The organism is Arthrobacter sp. MAHUQ-56 (assembly GCF_019710585.1).
In the GTDB taxonomy this organism is placed as follows: Bacteria; Actinomycetota; Actinomycetes; order Actinomycetales; family Micrococcaceae; genus Arthrobacter.
Genome location: NZ_JAIFZQ010000002.1, coordinates 141,452 through 162,754 on the forward strand (window position 1 = coordinate 141,452; position 21,303 = coordinate 162,754).

At 66.2% G+C, this 21,303-nt stretch carries 21 protein-coding genes; 11 read left to right on the forward strand and 10 right to left on the reverse strand.

Annotated elements, in window-relative coordinates; genetic code table 11:
- Positions 1-8: 8 nt before the first annotated feature.
- Positions 9-947, reverse strand: coding sequence for a LysR family transcriptional regulator (locus K4G53_RS00750; protein WP_221383584.1), 939 nt, complete (start codon positions 945-947; stop codon positions 9-11).
- 240 nt (positions 948-1,187) lie between these two features.
- On the opposite strand from K4G53_RS00750, the gene K4G53_RS00755 reads away from it, so the two are divergent.
- The 4 genes from K4G53_RS00755 (at position 1,188) to K4G53_RS00770 (ending at position 6,114) form a co-directional block, all read left to right on the forward strand.
- On the forward strand, positions 1,188-2,306 hold the full coding sequence (locus tag K4G53_RS00755; RefSeq protein WP_221383585.1) for a PrpF domain-containing protein: 1,119 nt from the start codon (positions 1,188-1,190) through the stop codon (positions 2,304-2,306).
- Positions 2,307-2,520: 214 nt separating this feature from the next.
- Positions 2,521-3,777 (forward strand): SLC13 family permease, encoded by a 1,257-nt coding sequence (locus tag K4G53_RS00760; RefSeq protein ID WP_374226132.1) that lies wholly within the window; start codon positions 2,521-2,523, stop codon positions 3,775-3,777.
- A gap of 152 nt (positions 3,778-3,929) precedes the next feature.
- The gene (locus tag K4G53_RS00765; protein ID WP_221383587.1) at positions 3,930-4,517 is read left to right on the forward strand and encodes an AAA family ATPase; all 588 of its coding nucleotides are present in this window, start codon (positions 3,930-3,932) and stop codon (positions 4,515-4,517) included.
- Between the two features lie 109 nt (positions 4,518-4,626).
- A complete protein-coding gene (locus K4G53_RS00770; protein WP_221383588.1) occupies positions 4,627-6,114 on the forward strand; it encodes a cation:dicarboxylate symporter family transporter in 1,488 nt (495 codons plus the stop codon).
- Between the two features lie 67 nt (positions 6,115-6,181).
- Here the strand turns inward: K4G53_RS00770 and K4G53_RS00775 are convergent, their stop codons facing one another.
- Positions 6,182-7,039 carry a hypothetical protein gene (locus tag K4G53_RS00775; protein WP_260322966.1) on the reverse strand — a complete coding sequence of 286 codons (858 nt, stop codon included), beginning with the start codon at positions 7,037-7,039 and terminating at the stop codon, positions 6,182-6,184.
- A 215-nt stretch (positions 7,040-7,254) separates the two neighbouring features.
- On the opposite strand from K4G53_RS00775, the gene K4G53_RS00780 reads away from it, so the two are divergent.
- The gene (locus K4G53_RS00780; RefSeq protein ID WP_221383589.1) at positions 7,255-8,007 is read left to right on the forward strand and encodes a GntR family transcriptional regulator; all 753 of its coding nucleotides are present in this window, start codon (positions 7,255-7,257) and stop codon (positions 8,005-8,007) included.
- Positions 8,008-8,016: 9 nt separating this feature from the next.
- Here K4G53_RS00780 and K4G53_RS00785 read toward each other — a convergent pair whose 3' ends face one another.
- The gene (locus K4G53_RS00785) at positions 8,017-8,475 is read right to left on the reverse strand and encodes a glucose PTS transporter subunit IIA (RefSeq protein ID WP_221383590.1); all 459 of its coding nucleotides are present in this window, start codon (positions 8,473-8,475) and stop codon (positions 8,017-8,019) included.
- Entirely contained in the window at positions 8,475-8,705 is a 231-nt protein-coding gene (locus K4G53_RS00790; protein WP_018760887.1) for a glucose PTS transporter subunit EIIB, read from the reverse strand. The genes K4G53_RS00785 and K4G53_RS00790 overlap by 1 nt, the downstream gene beginning before the upstream one ends.
- A gap of 233 nt (positions 8,706-8,938) precedes the next feature.
- Here K4G53_RS00790 and K4G53_RS00795 point away from each other — a divergent pair, with 233 nt between their 5' ends.
- From K4G53_RS00795 to K4G53_RS00810, 4 genes are read left to right on the forward strand one after another with little or no spacing between them, the layout of a single operon-like run.
- Positions 8,939-10,189 carry a PTS transporter subunit EIIC gene (locus K4G53_RS00795; RefSeq protein ID WP_221383591.1) on the forward strand — a complete coding sequence of 417 codons (1,251 nt, stop codon included), beginning with the start codon at positions 8,939-8,941 and terminating at the stop codon, positions 10,187-10,189.
- 41 nt (positions 10,190-10,230) lie between these two features.
- The gene (nagB, locus tag K4G53_RS00800) at positions 10,231-11,010 is read left to right on the forward strand and encodes a glucosamine-6-phosphate deaminase (protein ID WP_221383592.1); all 780 of its coding nucleotides are present in this window, start codon (positions 10,231-10,233) and stop codon (positions 11,008-11,010) included.
- Positions 10,995-11,786 (forward strand): copper homeostasis protein CutC, encoded by a 792-nt coding sequence (locus K4G53_RS00805; RefSeq protein WP_221383593.1) that lies wholly within the window; start codon positions 10,995-10,997, stop codon positions 11,784-11,786. Before nagB ends, K4G53_RS00805 begins: the two co-directional genes overlap by 16 nt.
- Before the next feature lie 2 nt (positions 11,787-11,788).
- Positions 11,789-12,988 (forward strand): N-acetylglucosamine-6-phosphate deacetylase, encoded by a 1,200-nt coding sequence (locus tag K4G53_RS00810; protein ID WP_221383594.1) that lies wholly within the window; start codon positions 11,789-11,791, stop codon positions 12,986-12,988.
- Between the two features lie 49 nt (positions 12,989-13,037).
- On the opposite strand, the gene K4G53_RS00815 is transcribed toward K4G53_RS00810, so the two are convergent.
- The 5 genes from K4G53_RS00815 to K4G53_RS00835 form a co-directional block, all read right to left on the reverse strand.
- Positions 13,038-13,910 (reverse strand): MBL fold metallo-hydrolase, encoded by an 873-nt coding sequence (locus K4G53_RS00815; protein ID WP_260322972.1) that lies wholly within the window; start codon positions 13,908-13,910, stop codon positions 13,038-13,040.
- Positions 13,911-13,926: 16 nt separating this feature from the next.
- Positions 13,927-14,592, reverse strand: coding sequence for a hypothetical protein (locus K4G53_RS00820; protein ID WP_221383595.1), 666 nt, complete (start codon positions 14,590-14,592; stop codon positions 13,927-13,929).
- Positions 14,593-14,732: 140 nt separating this feature from the next.
- Complete coding sequence (locus K4G53_RS00825) at positions 14,733-15,365, reverse strand: GyrI-like domain-containing protein (protein WP_221383596.1); 633 nt, start codon at positions 15,363-15,365, stop codon at positions 14,733-14,735.
- Between the two features lie 80 nt (positions 15,366-15,445).
- Complete coding sequence (locus K4G53_RS00830; protein ID WP_221383597.1) at positions 15,446-16,324, reverse strand: Rieske 2Fe-2S domain-containing protein; 879 nt, start codon at positions 16,322-16,324, stop codon at positions 15,446-15,448.
- Between the two features lie 162 nt (positions 16,325-16,486).
- On the reverse strand, positions 16,487-17,812 hold the full coding sequence (locus K4G53_RS00835) for a cation:dicarboxylate symporter family transporter (RefSeq protein ID WP_260322976.1): 1,326 nt from the start codon (positions 17,810-17,812) through the stop codon (positions 16,487-16,489).
- Positions 17,813-18,300: 488 nt separating this feature from the next.
- On the opposite strand from K4G53_RS00835, the gene K4G53_RS00840 reads away from it, so the two are divergent.
- Complete coding sequence (locus tag K4G53_RS00840; protein ID WP_221383598.1) at positions 18,301-18,783, forward strand: hypothetical protein; 483 nt, start codon at positions 18,301-18,303, stop codon at positions 18,781-18,783.
- 64 nt (positions 18,784-18,847) lie between these two features.
- On the opposite strand, the gene K4G53_RS00845 is transcribed toward K4G53_RS00840, so the two are convergent.
- Positions 18,848-19,879, reverse strand: coding sequence for an Lrp/AsnC family transcriptional regulator (locus K4G53_RS00845; RefSeq protein WP_221383738.1), 1,032 nt, complete (start codon positions 19,877-19,879; stop codon positions 18,848-18,850).
- Positions 19,880-20,013: 134 nt separating this feature from the next.
- On the opposite strand from K4G53_RS00845, the gene K4G53_RS00850 reads away from it, so the two are divergent.
- Positions 20,014-21,252, forward strand: a complete 1,239-nt coding sequence (locus tag K4G53_RS00850; RefSeq protein WP_221383599.1) for a M20 family metallopeptidase — start codon at positions 20,014-20,016, stop codon at positions 21,250-21,252.
- The last annotated feature ends 51 nt before the right edge of the window (positions 21,253-21,303 follow it).

Consider the following 21,303-nt stretch of genomic DNA (forward strand, 5'->3'; position numbering starts at 1 on the left):
CCTACGGTCTACAGGTAATCCGCTGCCCGTTCCCGGGCGATTTCCAACAGGGTTGAGTGGAAGGCGACCTCGGCCGGGGCGTAGACCTTGTCCTGCCGCTGCGCCAGGAGCACCCGGCGCAGCGGGGCTGCCTCCCCCAGGCTGAGGATCCGTACGTCCGGGTGCTGGAGTGCCACAGCGGTCTTGGGAACCATGGCCACCCCCATTCCCACGCTGACCATGGCCTGGGCTTCCTGGTAGTCGTTGGCCTGGAAGGCAATGGCGGGTTCGAACCCGGCGTCGTGGGCCGACCGCTGCAGTACCTCCACCACAGGGTGCGCCTCCGCTCGGACGATCCACGATTCGTTGCGCAGGTCCGCCATGCTCACCTCTTCCCGTTCGGCGAGCCGGTGTCCGCGGGCCACAAGCACCACGGTGCTTTCACGGAACACTTCGGTGACCCGGATGGCGTCGTCATGGAAGGGGTTCCAGGGGTAGTCCCACAGCAGGCACAATCCGGTCACCCCGGACTCCAGGTCAGCCACAAGCTCATCGAACCGCGCGCTTCGCAGCGACAGGCCAATGGCGGGGTAGCGCTTCTTGAATGCCCGGATGACAAGCGGCAGGAAGGAACCGGCCAGGGTGGGGAACGTACCCACGGTGAGGGATCCCCGCTTGAGGCCGGCGAGTTGGTTCAGGTCGGCCTGGGCTGCCCGCATCTGCCGCACGATCTTCCGTGCATGGGCTGCGAGCATCTGGCCCGCCTCCGTGGGCACAACACCACGGGAGCGGCGGTTGAGCAGGGGTTGGCCCACTTCCTGCTCCAGCTTGCGCAGCTGTTGCGAGACTGCGGAGGGACTGTACAGGCGCAGGTCGGCGGCGGCGGTAATGGACCCCTGTTCCACCACCTCCATCAGCAGCGAGAGCCGCCTGATGTCAAACAAATAGTCGTCGTCTTCCTGAAGCATCGCTTAACCCTCCTGCTGGATTGTTGAATCACCTGCAGGATCAGTGCAAGGACCCGGGAAAACAGCCAAAAATCCGGGCAAGCGACCAGCATTTTTGCCTTCGCTCACCTTCTGCTGCAAGTGATTGAAGCAATCCTACAACCCTCCACAAGTATCGAACATTGTCTTAATTTGTGAGCTGGCTCATTCTCGATGTAGGCGCCCCAGAGGAAACCAGGCACAAGGAGATGTGGGACAACAATGAGGTTTGAAGCGGAATGGATGCGCGGCGGCACCAGCAAGTGCTGGGTGTTTGAGGCTGGGCACCTCCAGGAAGGCGGCGTCGGCCTGGACGTGTTGCTGCCCCGCCTGTTCGGGAGCCCCGACTCCCGCCAGATCGACGGGGTGGGCGGAGCGACCTCCACCACCAGCAAGGCAGTGATCCTGCACCGCCCGGCCGAGGACGGTGTGGACATCGAGTTCACCTTCGCCCAGGTGGGCATCGAAGAGGCCGCCGTGGACTGGGGCAGCAACTGCGGCAACTGCTCCGCGGTGGTGGGACTGTACGCCATCGAGAAGGGGTGGGTGGTTCCCACCGGGGACGTCACCCGGATTGTCACACGCAACACCAACACGGGCCAGATCATCGTGCAGCGCGTGGCCACGCCCAACGGCGGCCTGCCGGACTCCCCCGCCGCGGAGATGCCCGGAGTCCCCTTCCCGGGCCACCTCGTGGGGCTCGGCTTCCAGGATCCGGCCGGCAAGACCACCGGGGCGCTGCTGCCCACCGGTGCTTCAACGGATGTGATCACAGCCGGCGGGACGCGCTGGACAGTCTCCATGGTGGATGCAGGAGCTCCCGTTGTGATGGTCCAGGCCGGGGAACTGGGCCTTGACACGGGCCGCTACGACAGCTGGCAGGCGGGCGTGGAGCAACAACTCGGCACGCTGGAACAGATCCGCCGGCAGGCAGCGGTCCGGATGGGACTGGCTCCCACCACTGCGGCAGCGGCACGCGCCATCCCCAAGGTCGCCATCGTTGGCCCGCGGACCGACGCGGACCCGGCATGCGATATCAACGTCATGATGCTCTCGATGGGCAAGCCCCATCCCGCCTTGGCCATTACCGGCAGCATCGCACTGACACTGGCCGCCCGCACGCCCGGCACGGTGCTTAACGCCATGACCATTGACGCCACTGGAAGCACGCTGCGCCTCCGCACTCCCGCCGGGGTGATCGAGACCTGGAGCGAGGAGCACGCCGGAAGCCTGCTCGTCGGGGTCGACCGTACCGCCCGCACCATCGCCACCACCATCATCCATCTGCCCGAGGTGTCCGGCAGCGACGTCGCTGCTTCCCTCGCGGGCGCTACCCTTTGAGGAGCCCATCATGACTAAGACCCTTCTGACCAAGGATGCGGAGCGCACCGCTGCGCCCGTAAACGACACACTGGACGAGCGTCCCGCACGGACTTCCTCCCGGCGCCGTATCCTGCTGTGGACGGTGGCCGGCGTGGCCATCCTGGCTGTAGTTGCCCTGTTCTTCGGCGGCGGCATCTTCAACCAGGCTGCCGCCACGAGTTCGGAGCCGACCATGACAGCCACCCAGATCATTCCGCTGGTCATCCTTGTGGTGATGTTCGTCGTCGCCACCAAGTGGCCGCTGAACATTGGTGTGATGGGGCTCGTGGCCTCGTTCGGCGTCGGCTACTTCATGCTGGGGATGTCGGACAAGCAGATCCTCGAGGAATTCCCCGCCAGCATTGTCCTGACCATTATCGGTGTCACCTACTTCTTCAGCATGGCCCAGCGCAACGGCACCATCGACATCATCGTCAAGGGCTGCGTGCGCATGGTCCGCGGCAAGACGCTGTTGCTTCCGTGGGTGTTCTTCCTGATCGCCGCGGCACTGACCGCGCTGGGCACCTTCTCGCCGGCTGCCATCGCGCTGCTGGCTCCCGCGGCCATCGGGTTCGCCTACGAGTCCCGCATCCACCCGGTGGTCATGGGCGCCTTCATCATCAACGGTGCCCACGCCGGCGGCTTCTCCCCGCTGTCCGTGGCCGGCGTGCTGGTTCACAACATTGCCCTGAAGAACGACTTCCCGATCTCCCAGGGCGGCCTGTTCCTGGCCAGCTTCGCCCTGAACCTTATTCTCTCCGTGCTGACGATCATCGTGTTCGCCCTGATCGGCAAGCTGCGTGACGGCGCCAGCGGCGTGCACGTGGATATCGACACGTCCTCCGCCGGCCGCCCCCACGGCCAGCAGATCCTGACGCTGGCACTGATCGCCGCGATGCTGGTGTGCACCTTGGGCTTCCGCATGCCGATTGGCTTCGTTGCCCTTTCCGCCGGCCTGCTCCTTGCCTTCATCAACATCAAGGAGCACAAGACCTTCATTGGCGGCATCTCATGGTCCACTGTCCTGCTGGTTGCAGGCATGATCACCTACGTATCCCTGCTGGAGCACGTGGGCGTCATCGATACCCTCGCCGAGCAGGCCCTGGCCCTGGGTGCGCCGCTGCTGATCGCCCTGGTCCTGTGCTACGTGATCGGCGTCGGTTCCGCTTTCGCTTCGTCCACGGCCCTGCTGACCGCGTTCATTCCCCTCGCCGGCCCGCTGCTGGCCACGAGCTCCCTCAGCGCCTCCGGAACCGTTGCCGCGCTGGCCATCGCGGCCACCGTCGTCGACGTCTCCCCCTTCTCCACGGACGGTGCGCTGGTGGTGGCCAACGCCCGCGACGACGACCGGCAGCGCGTGTACAAGCAGCTCATGTTCTACGCAGGTGGCGTGGTCCTGGTGGCCCCGGCGCTGGCCTGGGCTCTGCTGGTTCCCACCGGCATCATGTAAAGCACCTGCCCAGCAGCGCGAATCGACGGCCCGTCGGCGAAAGCCGGCGGGCCGTCGCCGTGCCCGCGCGCTGTGCCGAAGCTGTGAATTGCAGCTCATCCGGGACGTTGGGACGGCCCGCGCCGTTAAACCCATCGGCGAAAGGAGGCCGGGTGATCATTGTCCTCACGGGAATCGACGGATCGGGAAAGTCCACTGCGGCCCGCACCCTGGTGTCAGCGGTGAACGCAGGGGGCGGGCACGCCCTGCTGCTCAGCAACCACGCGGGCAGGCGGAGCATGGCCAACCTCTCCGCCCGGCTGGGACTGGCATTGCCTGGCCGCCTGGCTGACGCCGTCGAAAGCTCCCTTCGCGTGTGGAACGTGCTGGCCTCGCACCTGCGCGCATGCCGCTTCGACGGGCTGGTGGTCATGGACCGGCACCTGTACTGCCAACTGGCGCTCCGGACCGCCAGGGGCATGCCCCGGGGGCGCTTCATGCCGTGGCTGCTGGCCCGCCTTCCGCGCCCGGACGCGGTTTTCCACCTGGAGCTCGACCCTGCCGAAGCGCACCGGCGGATCACAGCGCGCGGCACGGACCGGGAAAGCCTTGCGGATCTCACCGCTTTCCACGCCGCATACCGGGAACTGCCGGAGTACGCGGGCTTCACGAAGGTCGATGCGTCCGCCCCTGCGGCGCAGCTCGCGGAACAGTTGGCGGGGCTCGTGGGACTGTCCGCGCCAGTCACAAAACGTTCCTAGGCATTCCGTCATACGGAAATGGAATTCCCTCTTGCGGAATGAGTGTGACCGGGATTACGTTGGACTTAGCCCCGCAAACGGGTTGTTCCCAATTGATAGGCAAAGGTCAATGAAGATCCCAAACCCTGAGGCACTGAAGGCGAGTTCGGTGCCCGCGAAGAGGAAGCCGCTGTATAAGTCGCTCTTCTTCCAGATTCTGATCGCCGTCGTGGCAGGTGTCCTCATCGGGCATTTCTGGCCGGACCTCGGATCACAACTGAGGCCGCTCGGAGATGGCTTCATCAAACTCATCAAGATGATCATCGCGCCGCTGATCTTCCTGGTGATCGTTACCGGAATTTCGGCCGTTGGCGACGTCAAGGCGGTTGGAAGGGTTGGGGTCAAGGCCCTGCTCTACTTCACGGCGGCAACACTGTTCGCCCTGGTCTTCGGGCTGATCGTGGGCAACATCGTCCAGCCCGGCGCGGGCCTGCACATCGACCCCGCCACCCTGTCCCAGGCTGACCTGGATGCCAAGACCGGCTCGGGGGCCCCGAAGGATGCCGCGTCCTTCATCCTGGATGTCATTCCCGCCAGCGTCATCGGCGCGTTCGCCAGCAACAGCCTGCTCCAGGTCCTCTGTTTCTCCGTGTTCTTCGGCGCAGCCATCGTCGTGATCGGCCGCGAGCGCTGCATGCCTGTCATCAGCCTCATGGAGACCGTCCTGGAACTGGTCTTCAAGATCATGGCCTGGATCATGAAGGTCGCGCCCATCGGCGCGTTTGGAGCGATGGCATTCATCATCGGCCAGTACGGGCTGGACACACTGAGCACCTACGCGCTCCTCATCGCCGCCTGCTACGGCGCCGCGGTGGTATTCATCGGCCTGTTGTTCCTCGTTGCCTGGGGTTTCGCCCGCGTCCCGTTGTGGCATTTCCTGAAGTACACCCGCGAGGAATTCCTCCTGGCCCTCGGCACGGCTTCCACCGAGGCCGTCATGCCCAGAATCATGACGAAGCTGACCAACGCCGGCTGTTCCCGGGCCACCACCGGCCTGGTAGTCCCCACCGGCTACTCCTTCAACCTTGACGGCGCGGCAATCTACCTGTCCATCTCCCTGCTGTTCCTGGCGCAGGCCTTCGGCCACAACCTGGACCTGGGCCAACAGCTGGCCGCCCTCGGCGTGCTGCTGCTGACCTCCAAAGGCATGGCCGGCGTTCCCGGCTCCTCCTTCCTTGCCCTTTCGGCAACCGCCGCAGCACTGGGCATCTTCCCTGTTGCCGGCGTCGCGCTCCTCCTGGGCGCCGACCGGCTCATGGACTCCATGCGGGTGGTGGTCAACCTGCTCGGCAACTGCGTCGCCACGTTCATCGTCTCCAAGTGGGAGGGCCAGTTCGACCGCAACGTCATGCTGCGCGCCTTCAGGGGCGAGATCACCAACCACGATTCGGCGATCCTGCTGGGCAAGGAAGAGGATTTCGAGGGCCAGGAGCTCGAGCGGCTGAGTGCGGGACAGGATCCGTCGCCGAAGTTCCGCGGCGCACCCACCCCCGAGATGGTCACCGAGCTTCCCGTCGTCAACAGCAACCGCGTGGGACTCGGCAGCAAACCCGAGTAGGCACCCCACAACGCAGAAAGGGAGGGACAGGACCATAAGGTCCTGCCCCTCCCTTTCTTTGCGCCCGCTACCGGGAAGCGCTCGGAGACGGCGAAGTCCCCACTCCCGAGGACATCGTCGACGAAGCCGTGGCCGAAGCCGTGGACGTGGCACTCGGGGAGGATGTGCCCATTGAACCGCCGGAAGAGCTGGTGGCGGTGGAGGTTGCGCCGCCCCCTGCCTTCGCCAACACATCGTTGATGAGGTTCTCAAGCTCCTTCTGGTCCTTGTCACCCAGGTCGGTGCCGCTCTTGGTGGCAACCACGAGCAAGCGTCCCTGGGCGGCGGAAACCTGCATCAGCTTCTGCTGGTTGTCCCCGCTCCGGGTGCTGACGGTGCCGAACGTCTTGTCCGCGTCGGTCTCCGCCTTCAGTTCTTCGCTGGAAACGTCGTACTTCTGGCCGAGTGCAGACACCGAGAACTTTGCGCACTGGCCCATCTTGCCACTGATGTCCTCCAGGGTCTTCACCGCATCCGGGCCGCTGCCGCCGGACTGTGCGGAGAGCGTGCGGGGCTGGTTGCCCTGGGAGAGCGCGACGGCGACGTCACCGTTCTCCACTTTGTCCAGCAGGCCAGCGGTTGCGATGTCCTTGCACTCCTTCGGATCGATGGTTGCGGTACTCATCAGCAGGTTGGCGATGTTCCCGCCCTGGTCCACCTGCTCCTTCGAGTAGAGCTTCAGCTCGTTGCCGTCATCGTCCTTCATGCCCGAGATGAGGTTGCGGAGCTCGTCCTCGGAGTACACCTTGGCTTCGGCGGTCTTGCTGGCGGACGCAGACGCCGTCGCCGTACCGGAAGGGCTCGCGGAGCCGCCGCCACCTCCCGAGCAGCCGGCCAGGGCCAGCAGGGCCGCGGTCATCACGCCAAGCGCGGAAACTTTTCGCATCAGGTCAACCTCCAGAATTAGAAAGCATGCTTAGTGTTTCCACTGTAAAGGGTTACCGGGAAGACGCAAATAGCTGGGGAACCATATTTGGGCGCGCCCCGAAGGCGAAGGCGCATCACCAGCAGCCGCGATGGCGCATCTCCGGAACGGCCTCATGTGGAATAATCCGAGAAAGTGGTCCTAACCGGACCGCTCCAGACAAAGGAGAGGCTGGGATGTCCGCCACACCAGGGAGCACGGCGCAGGCGGCAACCGCGCCCATCAACAACTCACAGATCCCTAAGCACGAACAACTCCGCCTCATCATCCTTAAGCTCGCCAAGGAAGAACTGGAGCCCGGGGCCAGGCTGCCCAGCGAACGGACCCTCATGGACGCCTATGGCGTCAGCCGCATCACCGTCCGGGCCGCGATCGGCCGACTGGTCAACGAGGGGCACCTGGTGCGCGTCCCCGCCAAGGGCACTTTCGTGGCAGACTCGCCCGTCCAGTCCACCCTGCACCTTGCCTCGTTCACACAGGAGATGGAGGCGCTGGGCCACGTTCCCAGCACCGTGGTTCTGGTGGCCGAGCACGCCGCAGCCCCGGAGGACACAGCGGATGCGCTCAGCCTTGCTCCGGGCGCGGAAGCGTACCACCTTAAGCGCCTCCGCCTTGCGGACGGCCGGCCGGTAAGCGTGGACGACGCCTGGTACAACCCCCAGCATGCGCCAGGACTGCTGAATATCGATCTCACCGGCTCGGTCTACAAGGCCCTGGCCGCACAGTTTGGGCACCAGATCGACCGGGCACGCCAAAGCGTCCGGTCCGAGGGAGCCCCGGCTGATGTCGGGGCGCTCCTCGGAACGGGAACGGGGGCACCGGTGCTCGCGTTTGACCGCGTGTCCTACTCGGGCACCCTGGCCATCGAACATTCGCGCTCCTGGTACCGCTCGGACCGCTACTCACTCACCATGGAAGTCAGGCTGTAACCGGCGGCGTCAGCCGAGCGAAAACAGCAAAGCGCCCGTTGCCACCGCTCCGGCGGCCAGCAGGGTGGCGGCGTCCGGCTTTGTATCCAGGACGACGACGGGACTCACCATCGAGTAGCCCGCGGCCAGGGCGGCGGTGGGGTCGACATGCATGACAGGCTCACCCGCTGCAACGGTGTCACCTTGGGCCACCAAAAGCTTGAAGCCTTCACCCTTGAGCTTGACGGTGTCGATGCCCACGTGTGTAAGGACGCCCCTGCCGGACGACTCAACCACCACGAAGGCGTGGGGCAGGAGCTTGACCACTTTCCCCGCTACGGGGGAGACGACGTCGAACGCCACACCCGCCGGGGGTTCCACCGCCGCGCCGGAACCCACCATTTGGCTAGCGAACACGGGATCCGGCACGTCGGACAGCGGAACCACGGACCCGCCGATCGGGGCATGGACCATCAAGGACTGCGCCACTAGAGGAGGTCCTCGATGTCCTCGGCGAGGGTGTCTGCCTCGGGGCCAACAATCACCTGCACGGCAGTGCCGGCGGCCAGGACGCCATGGGCTCCGGCAGCCTTGAGGGATGCTTCATTCACCAGCGATGAATCTTTGACTTCAGTGCGAAGCCGCGTGATGCACGCCTCTACTTCCACGATGTTCCCGGCCCCACCCAGGCCTTCAATGATCTTTTCTGCTTTGGACATTGCTGCCCTTCCTGCCGGTGCCCGTACGGAGCACATCATCCAAAACCCCGGCCGGCGGCCTGGGGTACGACCAATGATGGCTTCATCTGCCGCCGGCCGGCTTGCCGTGGAAGGAATATCCGTTCCTTGACAGCGACCGTGGGATGAATCACACTGAACTGGTCATAACCAGACAGTACCGGCTGGAACCGCTCTTCCACAAGCCCCCACCCATACCCCGCAGAGGTGCAACCATGACAACTTCCGAGACCACAGCCCTGGCGCCAGAAAAGAAGCCAAACAGGGTCTTCGCCACACTCCAGCGGCTGGGCCGCTGCCTCATGCTCCCCATCGCCGTCCTTCCCGCCGCCGGCATCCTGCTGCGCATCGGCCAGGCCGACCTGCTCGGCGCGATCCCCGGCTTCGAAGGCGGCGCCGCCGTCATCTCCGCGGCCGGCAACGCAGTCTTCACCTGGCTGCCGCTCATCTTCGCAGTCGGTATCGCCGTTGGCTGGGCCAAGAAGGCCGACGGCTCCACCGCCCTCGCGGCAGTAGTGGGATACATGGTGATCGACGGGGTCTTCAAGGCCATGTCGCCGCTGGTCCTGGCCGGCCAGCTGGACCCTGCCGGCAAGCCGGCCATGATCAACTACGGCGTCCTCGCCGGAATCGTGGTCGGCCTGCTGTCGGCCGGGCTGTGGCAGCGGTTCTACCGCACCAAGCTGCCCGACTTCCTCGGTTTCTTCAGCGGCCGGCGCCTGGTGCCCATCCTGACGTCCGTGACCAGCCTGGTGGCCGGCGTCGTCCTGGCCCTCCTGTACCCGCTCTTCAACGCCGGCCTTTCCGCAGTCGGCCAGGCCGTGGCGGGCAACGCGGTGGTGGGTGGCGGTGTCTACGGCTTCGCCAACCGCATGCTGATCCCTGCCGGCCTCCACCACATCCTGAACTCCGGCGTCTGGTTCCTCATCGGCGACTACACCGATGCGTCCGGGCACCTTGTCCGCGGCGACCTGAACCGCTTCTTCGCCGGCGACCCCAGCGCGGGCATCTTCATGGCCGGATTCTTCCCCATCATGATGTTCGGCCTGCCCGCCGCGGCCCTGGCCATCTGGCGCCACGCCAAGCCCTCACAGAAGAAGATCGTTGGCGGCATCATGCTCTCCACCGCACTCACCGCCTTCTTCACCGGCATCACGGAACCGCTCGAGTACTCCTTCATGTTCGTTGCTTTCCCGCTCTACATCGTCCACGCCGCACTGACCGGCACCTCCATGGCCCTGGTGAACGCGCTGGGCATCCACCACGGCTTCACGTTCTCCGCCGGCCTGATCGACTTCGTCCTCAACTTCGGCAAAGCGCAAAACGCGTGGCTGCTGATTCCCATTGGCCTGGGATACGCCGTGGTGTACTACTTCCTCTTTTCCTTCGTCATCAAGCGCTGGAACCTGCGCACGCCGGGCCGTGAGGACGATGAAGTCACGGTGGAAACCGAAGCCGCGAAGTAACCCGCCCGGGCAACAGACCTCCAACCGAAAGCACATCCAGCATGGAAATCATCATCCTTCCCACCCCTGACGACGTGGCACGCACGGCCGCGGACGCCATCGAGGAGCAGGTCCGGCGCGGGCCGTCCGTCCTGGGACTGGCCACCGGTTCCACACCCCTGGGCACCTACCAGGAGCTCATCCGGCGGCACCAGGAAGACGGACTGAGCTTCGCCGCCGCGCAGGCCTTCCTGCTGGACGAGTACGTGGGCCTGCACGCGGCGCATCCGCAGTCCTACCACTCGTTCATCCGGAAGGAGTTCACCGAAAGCGTGGATTTCGGCGACGGTACAGTGCACGGACTGGACGGCCTGGCAGGCGATCCCGCGGCCGAGGCAGCCCGATACGAGGCCCGGATCGCGGCTGCAGGCGGCGTGGATATCCAGGTCCTGGGCATCGGCACGGATGGCCATGTGGGCTTCAACGAGCCCATGTCCTCGCTCGCCTCCCGCACGCGGATCAAGACCCTGACCCGGCAGACCCGCCAGGACAATGCCCGTTTCTTTGCTGCCCTGGAGGATGTCCCGGACCATGTGCTGACGCAGGGGCTGGGAACCATCCGGGAGGCACGGCACCTGCTGCTGCTCGCGATGGGCGAGGCCAAGGCAGAGGCGGTGGCTGCCGCCGTCGAAGGTCCCGTCGCGGCCGTGTGCCCGGCTTCTGCCCTGCAACTGCACCCGCACGTTTCCGTGCTCGTGGACGAGGCCGCGGCCTCGCGGCTCGCCCACCGCGGGTACTACCAGGACACGTTCGGCCGGAAGCCGGCATGGCAGGGACTCTGAGCGCCAGCCGGCTGCCCACGGCCACGGTCCCGCAGCTGGAGCTTGCGGTGGAAAACAGCGACGGAGTCCGGCTGGCCGCCGCCGTTGGCGCCGCCCGCGTGGAACTGTGCGCCGCGTTGGCAGAGACAGGGGGCATCACGCCGGGGACCGGCGCAGTGGAGCAGGCGTGCAGCCTGGGCTTTCCCATCCATGTCCTGGTGCGGCCACGGCCGGGAAACTTCACCTATTCCGCCCCCGAGCTGGAGGTGATTGAGCGGGACGCCACTGCCGTTGTGCGTGCCGGCGCTGCGGGCGTCGTGGTTGGTGTGTTGTCGCCCGACGGCGGCCCGGATGTTTCGGCCATCCGGCGCATCGTGCAGGCCGTGCGGTCGCTGCGGCCCGATGCCGAGGTCACCTTCCACCGCGCGTTCGATGCAGCCCTGGCGTCCGGCGCGGATCCGGCGGCGGCCCTGTCCCGGCTGGAGCAGGCCGGCGTGGACCGGGTCCTGACCAGCGGTGGCGGCCCCGACTGCGCTGCAGGCCTGGAGATGCTGCGCCGGCTTGTGGAAGAGGGACGCCGGCACGCGCCCACCGTACAGATCATGGCCGGCGGGGGTGTGACCCTGGGGCTGGTACCGTCGCTGCTTGAAGCGGGTGTCCATGCCGTGCACACTTCGGCGCGCCTCCGGCACAGTGGTGCTTCGGGCGGGGGCCGGGCCGGCGCAGCAGACCCCGGCCTGGCCGCACGGATGGCCGCCGCCGTCGCCGCTGGAGCATCGATGACGGGAGGGGTGTAGCAGTGGGCAATGAGCTGGCTCTTCGGGGACGGATCGTCTCAGCCTCGCTGGACATTGCGGACGGGGTCTTGGCGGTCGACGGCGGGCTGGTCACCTTCGCCGGGCCGGCGTCGGATTTTCCCGGGGTGCTTCCAGCGGAAGCACCGGCCGGCCGGGTCCTGGTCCCGGGGCTGGTGGACCTGCACTGCCATGGCGCTTACGGTTCGGACTTCTCGGAAGGCTCATTGGACGGTGCGAAGCGGGCGGCGCACTACCTGCACAGCCGGGGAACCACCACCCTGGTGGCCAGCCTGGTCACGGGAAAGCCAGCGGACCTGGTGCGGAACTTAACGATGTTGCGGGAGCTGACGGGCCTGGGGCTGGTTGCAGGATCCCACTTGGAGGGACCGTTCCTCTCCACGCTGCAGTGCGGCGCCCACGACCCCGGGCTCCTGCTGGAACCCGACATGGCAGTGGTGGCGGAACTGCTCGGCGCGGCGGGCCCGTCCCTCGCGTCCATGACGGTGGCGGCCGAACTTCCCGGCGCCGCCGGACTGGTGGAACTCCTCGTTTCCCGCGGAATCGTTCCGTCGCTGGGGCACACGGCGGCGGACCATACGACGGCGGCGGCGTTCCTTGCGAAGGCAGCCGCGGGCCTGGGTGCGCCAGGACATTCCGCCGGCAGGCACCGGCCCACGGTCACCCACCTGTTCAATGCGATGCCTCCCCTTCACCACCGCTCCCCCGGGCCGGTGTCGGCCAGCCTCGATGCGGCGCGGGCGGGAACGGCAGTAGTGGAACTGATCGGTGACGGCGTCCACCTGGCACCCGAGACCGTCAAGCTCGTGTTTGATCTGGTGGGGCCGGACAACATTGCCTTGGTCACCGACTCCATGGCTGCCACCGGCCTGGCCGACGGCAAGTACCGCCTGGGCTCCCTGGCGGTGACAGTGGACCAGGGGGTTGCCCGGGTGGATGGCACCGGTGCAATCGCCGGTGGAACCGCGACTCTGCTGGACGTTGTCCGGGCCACCGTTGCCGCCGGCGTTCCGCTTCGTGACGCCGTGGTGTCCGCGTCAGCAGTCCCAGCCTCCGTGCTGGGAGTCGCCGCGCGGGTGGGTGACCTGCGCGAAGGGATGCGGGCCGACGTCGTGGTCCTTGACCGGGACCTGAACCTGGCCGGAGTGCTGCGCGGGGGGAAATGGGCCGCCGCACCCTCCTGACCTCCGCCTCGTGGCAGGGCTCCTGCCGCACTTTGCCACATCAGCGCTCCTACGGCTGCAGGCCCCTCTTGGCCAGCAGCCCGACGAGCCTTTCCCATGCGGCCTTGGGCGCCCCCGCCCGCTGGCCCAGCCGTTTCCGTTGCCTCCGCCTCCCCGCAGCCAGCCCCCGCAACCGCGGAGCAACAGCTAGGGCCAGCGGCTGTCCATGACCTGGCGCCAGCAGGGCGGGGCCGAGGTTGGCGAGCGAAGCAATGGACTCCACCGCGGTCTTCCAGTTCCAGGTGGTGTAGCGCGGCGGACCCGCCAGGTCGGGCGTTCCCAGCAGGATCCCCTGGAGGGTGTTCAGGTTGACGGTCACCACCGCGTCGCCGGTAATCAGGACCCGGTCGCTGGAACGCCAGTAGGCAACATGGCCTGGGGTGTGTCCGGGTGCGGAGACGGCGACCCACCCAGGCATTCCCGGTACTTCGCCACGGGGGCCCAAGGGACGCACGACATCGGAAATGTCACCGGCAGCCTCGATCCCGCGCCGCCTCCGTGCAGGCAGCAGGCGCATCAGCGGCGCGGTGATCCATCGGTCCAGCGGCATCGAGAACTCGGGAAGATACTTCCCGGCGGCCATCGGCAGCTCCGCAGGATGGACGTACACCGGCACCTCCCACAATCGGGACAAGGCGCCTGCACCGCCGGAGTGGTCGGGATGGATGTGCGTCAGCGCTATCGCGACTGGTTTTGCATCGGGCCCGAGCAAACGCTCCACTGCCCGGCGTACCGGTTCCGCAGTGCCCGCCCATCCAGTGTCCACCAGCATACAAACGGGGCCGGAACGCACCAGGTACAGGTTCGAAGCCATCGGCCCCGTGCCTGCGGTGAGGAGAAAGACGCCGGGAGCGATCTCGCGGGGTTCGCTGACACGCATCATCGTGGTCCCGCTTCCCTTACGACGCCCATGGCTGGCCCTTTCCGTGGCCGCCCTTATCGGAATTCGAGGACTCGGACGGGGCCAATCCCGGCCGGACTGTTGATGGCGGCCGTCGCTGGAGCAGCGCGGAAGCAATCACAATCCAGATCAGCGGGGGGAAGTTGGCGATGACCACCGGCCCCCACCCGGCAGCGTTATAGAAACCCGCGGGTTCGGCCGGACCGGCATACATCGAAGGCACGGCCGCCGCACAGAGCAGCACTGCCCCGTAGGCCACCCATCGGGTCCATGATGGCAGGACGCGTGCAGCGGCTGTTCCGTATCCCGCGGAACCGATAAAGAGGGCGGTAATCACGAAGGCCACGGAGCTGTTGTAGATGAGGACGTAGCCCATGGTCAACGCCCTGTTGACGGAAGGGTCCGGTTCCGGCGCCTGGGCGTCAAGAGCGAGGCCGCCTTCGAAACCGTTGGCTACCAGCGTCACCCCCAGCCAGACCGACATGGAGGCCATCACCAGCGATGCTGCCCAGCCGTGGAGGGGATCCGCACGGCGGATCAGGTGCGCCAGTCCTGCGGCGAAAACCATACCCGATGCATACAGGAAAAGGTCCAGCAGCACCCGGGTGAAGATGACATTCCGCAACCGCAGCGCCTCTGCGGAGCCGGCTGCACCGTCATACATCCCAATCGATGGATCCTGCATGAGATAGAGCGGGAACTGGGCCAATGAAAAGGCCACCATTCCCAGGCCTGTCCATCCTGCAAGTCTTCGAACGCCCCCGTCTGTCATGACCTCCCACGTCCTCACTGGTGGCCGTGCAGTCACGCCACAGGGTGGCGGATCAGAGTCCGCAGCTTCTCCGGCGCGCTGCGGCGCGGGTCGCCCAGGTAGATCTCATGGTGCCGCCCCCTGACTTTGAGCCCCGCCGCTGTTATAGCCGCATCCAGCGTGGCGATCGTGGGACCTTCGTCGGCGTAGGGACCCACGTGCAGTGTCTGCGCGCAGCGGCCTTCTTCCCATCGTTCAAAGCCCAGCAGGTCCAGCGCCGGCAGTGCCTTGGGCCTGGAATCCTGCACCGCCCGCTCGAGCAACGCTTCGTCGATAGGCTCAGGCTGCACCATCATGGCCTGCCACCGCCACGATTCCCGCCCACCGGACATGCCCGCGAAGCCGGCAGCGACGGCTTCGACAGGCTCCCCCTGGGCCGGATCGTCAAACCACCACAGGGCCTCGAGGGGCATCATCTTCGTGACGGCGCCGGACTCCTTCTTCACGCGGAAGTGCGCCGCGTAACTGATGGTGAAGAGCGCCTGCAGAGCTTCGGCGAAGGCCGGCCCATTGGGGTCGCCCTCGCCGCGCACCACCGCGTAAAGGAGCAAGGGAACGTCAACGAAGTCAACGGATCCCTTGCGCGCCTTGTAGAGGTCTGCGGTGTCCTGCCGAAGATTGCTCACGGTGCATGCACTCCCTTGGACCCCGCCATGGACCCAGTGTGACGCGGCACCACCACAGCCAGTAGGGCCGAACGGCCTTTCTACCCGTCCGCGCCGGGAAGGCACACCTCGACGACGTCGCCGCGCACCCGCGTTTCGAAACGCGGCTGCCTGGCAGTCGCGGGTCCGGCCTTCACTTCGCCGGTGCGCAGCGAAAAGGTGCTCCGGTGCCAGGGGCAAACGACGCACGGGTCCCCGCCGTCGTCCTTGATCTTGCCTTCGTGCAGCGGCCCGGAAAGGTGGCTGCAGACGTCGGACAGCACGTCCACCGTGTCTCCGTCGCGGCGCACCAGCAGGGGGATCCCCGCCACGTCACGCTTCTGCAGCTCGCCCTGGGGCAGCTCCGACAGCGGCGCGAGAGGGTGCCAGCCGGACGGGAAGCGGTGCGGGATTTCCTCGCTGTGGTTCACGCCGGCCGCCTGCCGGTAGGTGAGGTGGCCGCCCAGGAATCCACCGGCACTCACTGTTGCCAGCCCCAGGTACGCCAGCACCTTCCCACTGCCCTGGCTTCCCCGGGCCCGCTGCACCAACGAGGCAACATACAGGCTGGTTGCCGTCACGTTGGCGGCGGCGTGCACCAGTCCAACCCGCTGCTGCTGCGGGTGCAGCTGCGACCAGTCGGTAAAGCCGGCCAGCGCGGCCGGCAACACGCTCGCGGTTCCCACGCCGATCAACAGCCCCGCAGCCTTTTCACCTCCCGGGACGGCGTCGAGCACGCCGGCGGAAACCCAAGCGCCGATCGGCACCTGGACCGCAAGCGGGTGCACGGGGTGACCAATGGGAACGCCGTGCAGGACATCGCGTGCCCAGCGGGCCGGAATGGCCATCTTGACGATCTTCCGGACGCTCTTGGCCAACGGGTCAAGCCATTCGGCGTCCTCGAAACGGGTGACGAGCTCAAGTGCAGGCAACGGTTTCATGTGCCTCCCTTACCCCGTTTGCCGCGATCCACTCGCACGCCGCAACAACCTAGCCCAGCAGCGAGGGCATGGCGTCGGCAATGGCAGCCCGCGTGCTGTCCAGTTGGAGGGCAAAGGTCAGGGGGACGGTCCGCGGCAGGGCGCCGACAACCCAGGGAAAGGCTAGCGGGCCACCGCCGGCCCCGCAGGTGCAGGCTCCGCCGGTGCGGCCTCCGAGGCCACGGCTCCATCCATTGCAGCTGCAGAGTCCCCCGCAAAGGCGCGGAGCATGGCGCTACGGTCGAACTGGCCTTCCCATTTGGCCACCACGAACGTGGCCACGCAGTTGCCCAGCAGGTTCACCACCACGCGCATGGAGTCCATCAGCCGGTCGGCACCCAGGAGCAGCGCGACGCCGGCCACCGGGAAGATGCCCAGGGCACCTGCGGTGGCGGACAGGGCGAGGAAGGCGGAGCCGGGTACCCCTGCCATGCCCTTGGAGGTCAGCATCAGCACGCCGAGGGCCGCGAGCTGCTGGCCCAGGTCGAGGTTGTAACCGAAGGCCTGGGCCAGGAAGAGCAGCGAGATGGAAAGGTACAGGGCGGCACCGTCCAGGTTGAAGGAGTACCCGGTGGGAACCACCAGGCCCGTGGTGGCGCGGGAGCAGCCGGCGTTGGTCAGCTTGGTCATGATCCGCGGCAGCACGGACTCCGTGGACGCCGTGCCGAGGGCCAGCAGGAATTCCTCCCGCGTGTACTTCATGAACTGCCAGAGCGGCACCCGCGGGTAAGCCCACGCCACCACGAACAGCAGCCCGATGAACACCACCGCGGCGCCGTAGCAGGCGGCGATCAGCAGAGCGTACGTGCCCAGGGAACCAAGCCCGTACTGGCCGATAATGAACGCCATGGCGCCGAACGCGCCGACCGGTGCCATCCGCATGACCCACCCCATGATCTTGTAGAACAGCTCAAGGACGGTCTCCAGCAAGGTGATCACCGGCAGGCAGCGTTCGCGTCCGACGACGACGATCGCGGCCCCGAAGAACACGGAGAAACAGAGGACCTGCAGGAGGCTGTTGCTGGCGAATGCGCCCACCACGCTGGTGGGGATGATCCCCAGCAGGAAGGTGCCGGCATCCTTGGGCGGGGCCGTGGAGGTTTTCGCGTTGAGGGCGTCCTGGGACAGGCTGGCGGGGTCGATATTAAGGCCCGCGCCCGGCTGCACCAGGTTTCCCACCACCAGGCCGAATACCAGCGCGAACATCGTCGCGGCGGTGAAATAGGCCAGGGCCTTGATACCCACCCGGCCGACGGCCTTGACGTCGCTGACAGCCGCGATGCCGGTGACGATCACCAGGAAGATCAGCGGGGCGATGATCATCTTGATCAGCTGGATGAACCCGTCACCAAGGGGGCGCAGTCCTGCGCCGAGATCCGGCCAGAGATGGCCGGTCACGATGCCGGCGATGACCGCCAGCATGATCTGGAAGAAAAGGGACTTGTACATCGGTTTCCTGCGCGCCGCGGGACCGGATTGCGGAGCGGGTGCTGTGGCTATGGTGTTCATGCCGGGGCCTGTTCGTTGAGGGACTGGCGGCACAGTAGTGCCGCAGGGTCGTGAGCAACAGTAGGAAGGCCATGTTTCCGGAAAGATAAATCCGCAATGCGGAACTATTAAGTTGACCGGGAGCGCTTTCCTGGAACCGGTGAGCGGGACTGATCCAGCAGGAACAGCAGGGCACCGCAAGTCTTGAAGAATACCCACAGGTAGGGTAGGCACCCCTCTGGCATCCCCCCAAATACAGTCGGATGATTAAACAACCGGATGCCCATAGATAAAGGGATCCGGGGCCGAAGCCGCCCCCTCTGCCGGGCGCGCCGTTTGAAATGGGACGGGCAGGCGGCGCCGCCGCACTGGTCTATCACAACACGCTCATCACTCGACCGCCTCAAGCCTGCCCGCAAAGGTATTCGCATCCTTTGAGGAGCAACAAAATGTCCAACACCCCAATGAACCGGTCAACCAGGGCAAAGATCACCCTGGTTCCAGTCCTTTCCCTGGGCCTGCTCGGGGCTTCCGTGGCAATGGCCGCGCCTGCCAGCGCCGAAACAAGCCGCTACGGCTGTACGGTGGACCCGCTGGATCCAAAGGACCTCCACGGCGACGACGTCGACTTCAGTATCAAGGTCGACTGCAACGGCGAAAAGACCGTCGAGATCCGCCAGCGCATCTACGAGGACGAGCGAGGTCATCACGACGACGACCTCCTCGCCAAACGGCTGGTCACCGTTGACTTTGATCGTCACGACGACGCAAGGACTCTTCACTACCGGGTCGATGTCGGCGACCATCACCGCAAGGGTGAAGAGGTCTACCAACTCGTGTCGTTCCGGGTGCAGAACCACGGCGGACACTGGTCGGACTGGACCGCATGGGAGAAAAGCGCCGTAGTGGAAGTGGACCATCACGGGCATTAGGCGTTTTACCCCGCGCAAAGTGGGAGCCAGTGGCACCGCCTCTGGCTCCCGCTTTGTCGTTGCTTCAGTCCGCGGCGGCACCCAGGCTTCCGGCATGCACGACGGCGCCACTCGCCGTCGTATCTTCATTCAGCATCCAGCCCACCCGCTTGACCGTCCGCAGCATCACCACACTCTCCACCAGTTCAATGCCCGGCACCTTCTGCTGCAGCGCCAACTCGGCGGTCATAACGTCCGACAAGGACTGCAGCCACATGATGATGACGAAGTTGGTGGGCCCGGTCGTGGAGGCACTGAGCCTGACGTTACTAATGGTGCGGAATGCCGCAGCGGCCTCTTCGTGCCGGCCAGCGGGAACGTTCGCGAACCATTGACAGGTAACCGGAAAGGATGAATAGCCCTGCGCGAGCTCGCAGCGGAAGAGCAGGATGCCGCTGGCCAGCACGCGGTTCAGCTGGCGCTGCGTCGTAGCGGGATGGCGCCCAAGGCCCCGGGCAATTTCCGCAGCCGTTGCCCGCCCATCCCGCGCCAGGTAGGGCAGCAGGTCCAGATGGCTTTGCGGAAGCGGCCCGGGGGCCGGCTGGTGCCGGTTCAGCCCCGGGATCCCGTGCCCCAGCGTTCGGAGGGTGGCGAGCTGGGTCTTGTCGAGGATATTCAGCCGCCATTCGTCGGCGCTGGTATGCAGCCTGGTGCACAGGGCCGTCTGGTACTTTGTCAGCCCTTCGATGGATTTGAGCCGCGACACCACCTTGGTGCTGAACTCCGCCAGCGACGTGGTGATGACCGTCAGCATCAGGTCCCGGTTGCTCGCCGCCTCCTCAACGGTGACGATCTCCGGAATGGCCGCCAACTCGCCTGTGACGCTGTCCCTCTTGCTCATCTCGCAGTCCACTGCCACAAAGGCGAGGAGCATTTGTCGCGGATCCCCGGCCAAGTGCGCCGTAACCCAGGCGGAGCCGCCGGATTTCAGCCGTTCCCAGCGGGCGGCAAGGGTGGTGGCGTGGACACCCAGCACCTTGGCCGCATCCGCCCATCCGATCCGCGGCGATGCCTGCAGGACCTGGATCAGGGCAAGATCCTCCTCAGCGAGCTCCAAAGCCGCCCCCACGATGTGCACGGATCCTGATCATGAGCCTGCTCTGCAGCATAATTCCTGCGCTTTCGCAGATTGTGAACCACACCACTTCAGAATAGTCCACAAGCCCTGATGCCAGCTGCCGAGGAGTACACGTGCCCATTGCCGACGATGCCAAAGACCTGCAGGAAGACCTCACCCGCCTGCGCCACGACCTGCACCGGCAGCCCGAAATCGGCCTCCACCTCCCCCGCACGCAGGAAAGGGTCCTGCAGGCGCTCGACGGCCTTCCGTATGAGATCACCCTGGGAAAGGAAACGACGTCGGTCACCGCGGTCCTGCGCGGAGGCAACCCGGGCGGCAATGCCCACGGCGACAGGAACGGCGCTGCCCCCGCCGTCCTGCTCCGTGCCGACATGGACGGGCTGCCCGTCCAGGAGAAGACTGGTGTCGACTTCACGTCCCAGGCGGACGGCGCCATGCACGCCTGCGGCCACGACCTGCACACCTCCATGCTTGCCGGAGCCGCCACCCTCCTGGCCGAGAAGAAGCACCTGCTGCAGGGCGACGTCGTCCTGATGTTCCAGCCCGGCGAGGAAGGGTTTGACGGCGCCAGCTACATGCTGCGCGAAGGCGTCCTCGACGCCGCCGGACCCCGCGTCCAGGCCGCCTACGGCATGCACGTCTTCTCCTCGCTGGAACCGCACGGCACCTTCTGCACCAAGCCCGGCGTCATGCTCAGCTCCTCCGACGGGCTCGAGGTCACGGTGCTCGGCGCCGGCGGCCACGGCTCCGCGCCGCACTCCGCCAAGGACCCCGTCACCGTTGCCGCAGAGATGGTGACTGCCTTGCAGGTCATGGTCACCCGGCAGTTCAACATGTTCGATCCCGTGGTCCTGTCCGTGGGGGTGCTGCACGCCGGTACCAAACGCAATGTCATCCCGGAGTCGGCCAGGATCGAGGCCACGATCCGGACATTCTCCGAAGCATCGCGGGTGAAGATGATGGAGGCCGTCCCGCGCCTGCTCAAGGGAATTGCCGCGGCGCACGGGGTGGAGGTAGCCGTCGACTACCTGCAGGAATACCCGCTCACCATTACCGACGAGGATGAAACGCACACCGCCGAAAAGGTGATTACGGAGCTCTTCGGCGAGCGCCGCCTCTCACGCTGGGCCACGCCGCTGAGCGGGTCCGAGGACTTTTCCCGGGTGCTGGCCGAGGTGCCCGGCACGTTCGTCGGGCTCAGCGCCGTCGCCCCGGGCGGGGACCCGGCCACATCGCCGTTCAACCACTCCCCGTACGCAACATTCGACGACGGCGTGCTGGCTGACGGGGCAGCACTCTACGCCGAACTCGCTGTTTCCCGGCTGGCCGCGCTTTCGCAGGCCTCCTGACCATGGGCAGCACACCGAAGGGCGGCAGCGCCGCCGCCCGTCCCACCCCAG

Bases quoted from the DNA above. Each gene is read 5' to 3' on its own strand.
- K4G53_RS00775 (WP_260322966.1), bottom strand. From the start codon at position 7,039: ATGCGAAAAGTTTCCGCGCTTGGCGTGATGACCGCGGCCCTGCTGGCC.
- K4G53_RS00760 (WP_374226132.1), top strand. From the start codon at position 2,521: ATGACAGCCACCCAGATCATTCCGCTGGTCATCCTTGTGGTGATGTTC.
- K4G53_RS00815 (WP_260322972.1), bottom strand. From the start codon at position 13,910: ATGATGCGTGTCAGCGAACCCCGCGAGATCGCTCCCGGCGTCTTTCTC.
- K4G53_RS00750 (WP_221383584.1), bottom strand. From the start codon at position 947: ATGCTTCAGGAAGACGACGACTATTTGTTTGACATCAGGCGGCTCTCG.
- K4G53_RS00770 (WP_221383588.1), top strand. From the start codon at position 4,627: ATGAAGATCCCAAACCCTGAGGCACTGAAGGCGAGTTCGGTGCCCGCG.
- K4G53_RS00790 (WP_018760887.1), bottom strand. From the start codon at position 8,705: ATGTCCAAAGCAGAAAAGATCATTGAAGGCCTGGGTGGGGCCGGGAAC.
- nagB (WP_221383592.1), top strand. From the start codon at position 10,231: ATGGAAATCATCATCCTTCCCACCCCTGACGACGTGGCACGCACGGCC.
- K4G53_RS00755 (WP_221383585.1), top strand. From the start codon at position 1,188: ATGAGGTTTGAAGCGGAATGGATGCGCGGCGGCACCAGCAAGTGCTGG.
- K4G53_RS00780 (WP_221383589.1), top strand. From the start codon at position 7,255: ATGTCCGCCACACCAGGGAGCACGGCGCAGGCGGCAACCGCGCCCATC.
- K4G53_RS00835 (WP_260322976.1), bottom strand. From the start codon at position 17,812: ATGTACAAGTCCCTTTTCTTCCAGATCATGCTGGCGGTCATCGCCGGC.
- K4G53_RS00805 (WP_221383593.1), top strand. From the start codon at position 10,995: ATGGCAGGGACTCTGAGCGCCAGCCGGCTGCCCACGGCCACGGTCCCG.
- K4G53_RS00820 (WP_221383595.1), bottom strand. From the start codon at position 14,592: ATGTATGACGGTGCAGCCGGCTCCGCAGAGGCGCTGCGGTTGCGGAAT.
- K4G53_RS00830 (WP_221383597.1), bottom strand. From the start codon at position 16,324: ATGAAACCGTTGCCTGCACTTGAGCTCGTCACCCGTTTCGAGGACGCC.
- K4G53_RS00840 (WP_221383598.1), top strand. From the start codon at position 18,301: ATGTCCAACACCCCAATGAACCGGTCAACCAGGGCAAAGATCACCCTG.
- K4G53_RS00795 (WP_221383591.1), top strand. From the start codon at position 8,939: ATGACAACTTCCGAGACCACAGCCCTGGCGCCAGAAAAGAAGCCAAAC.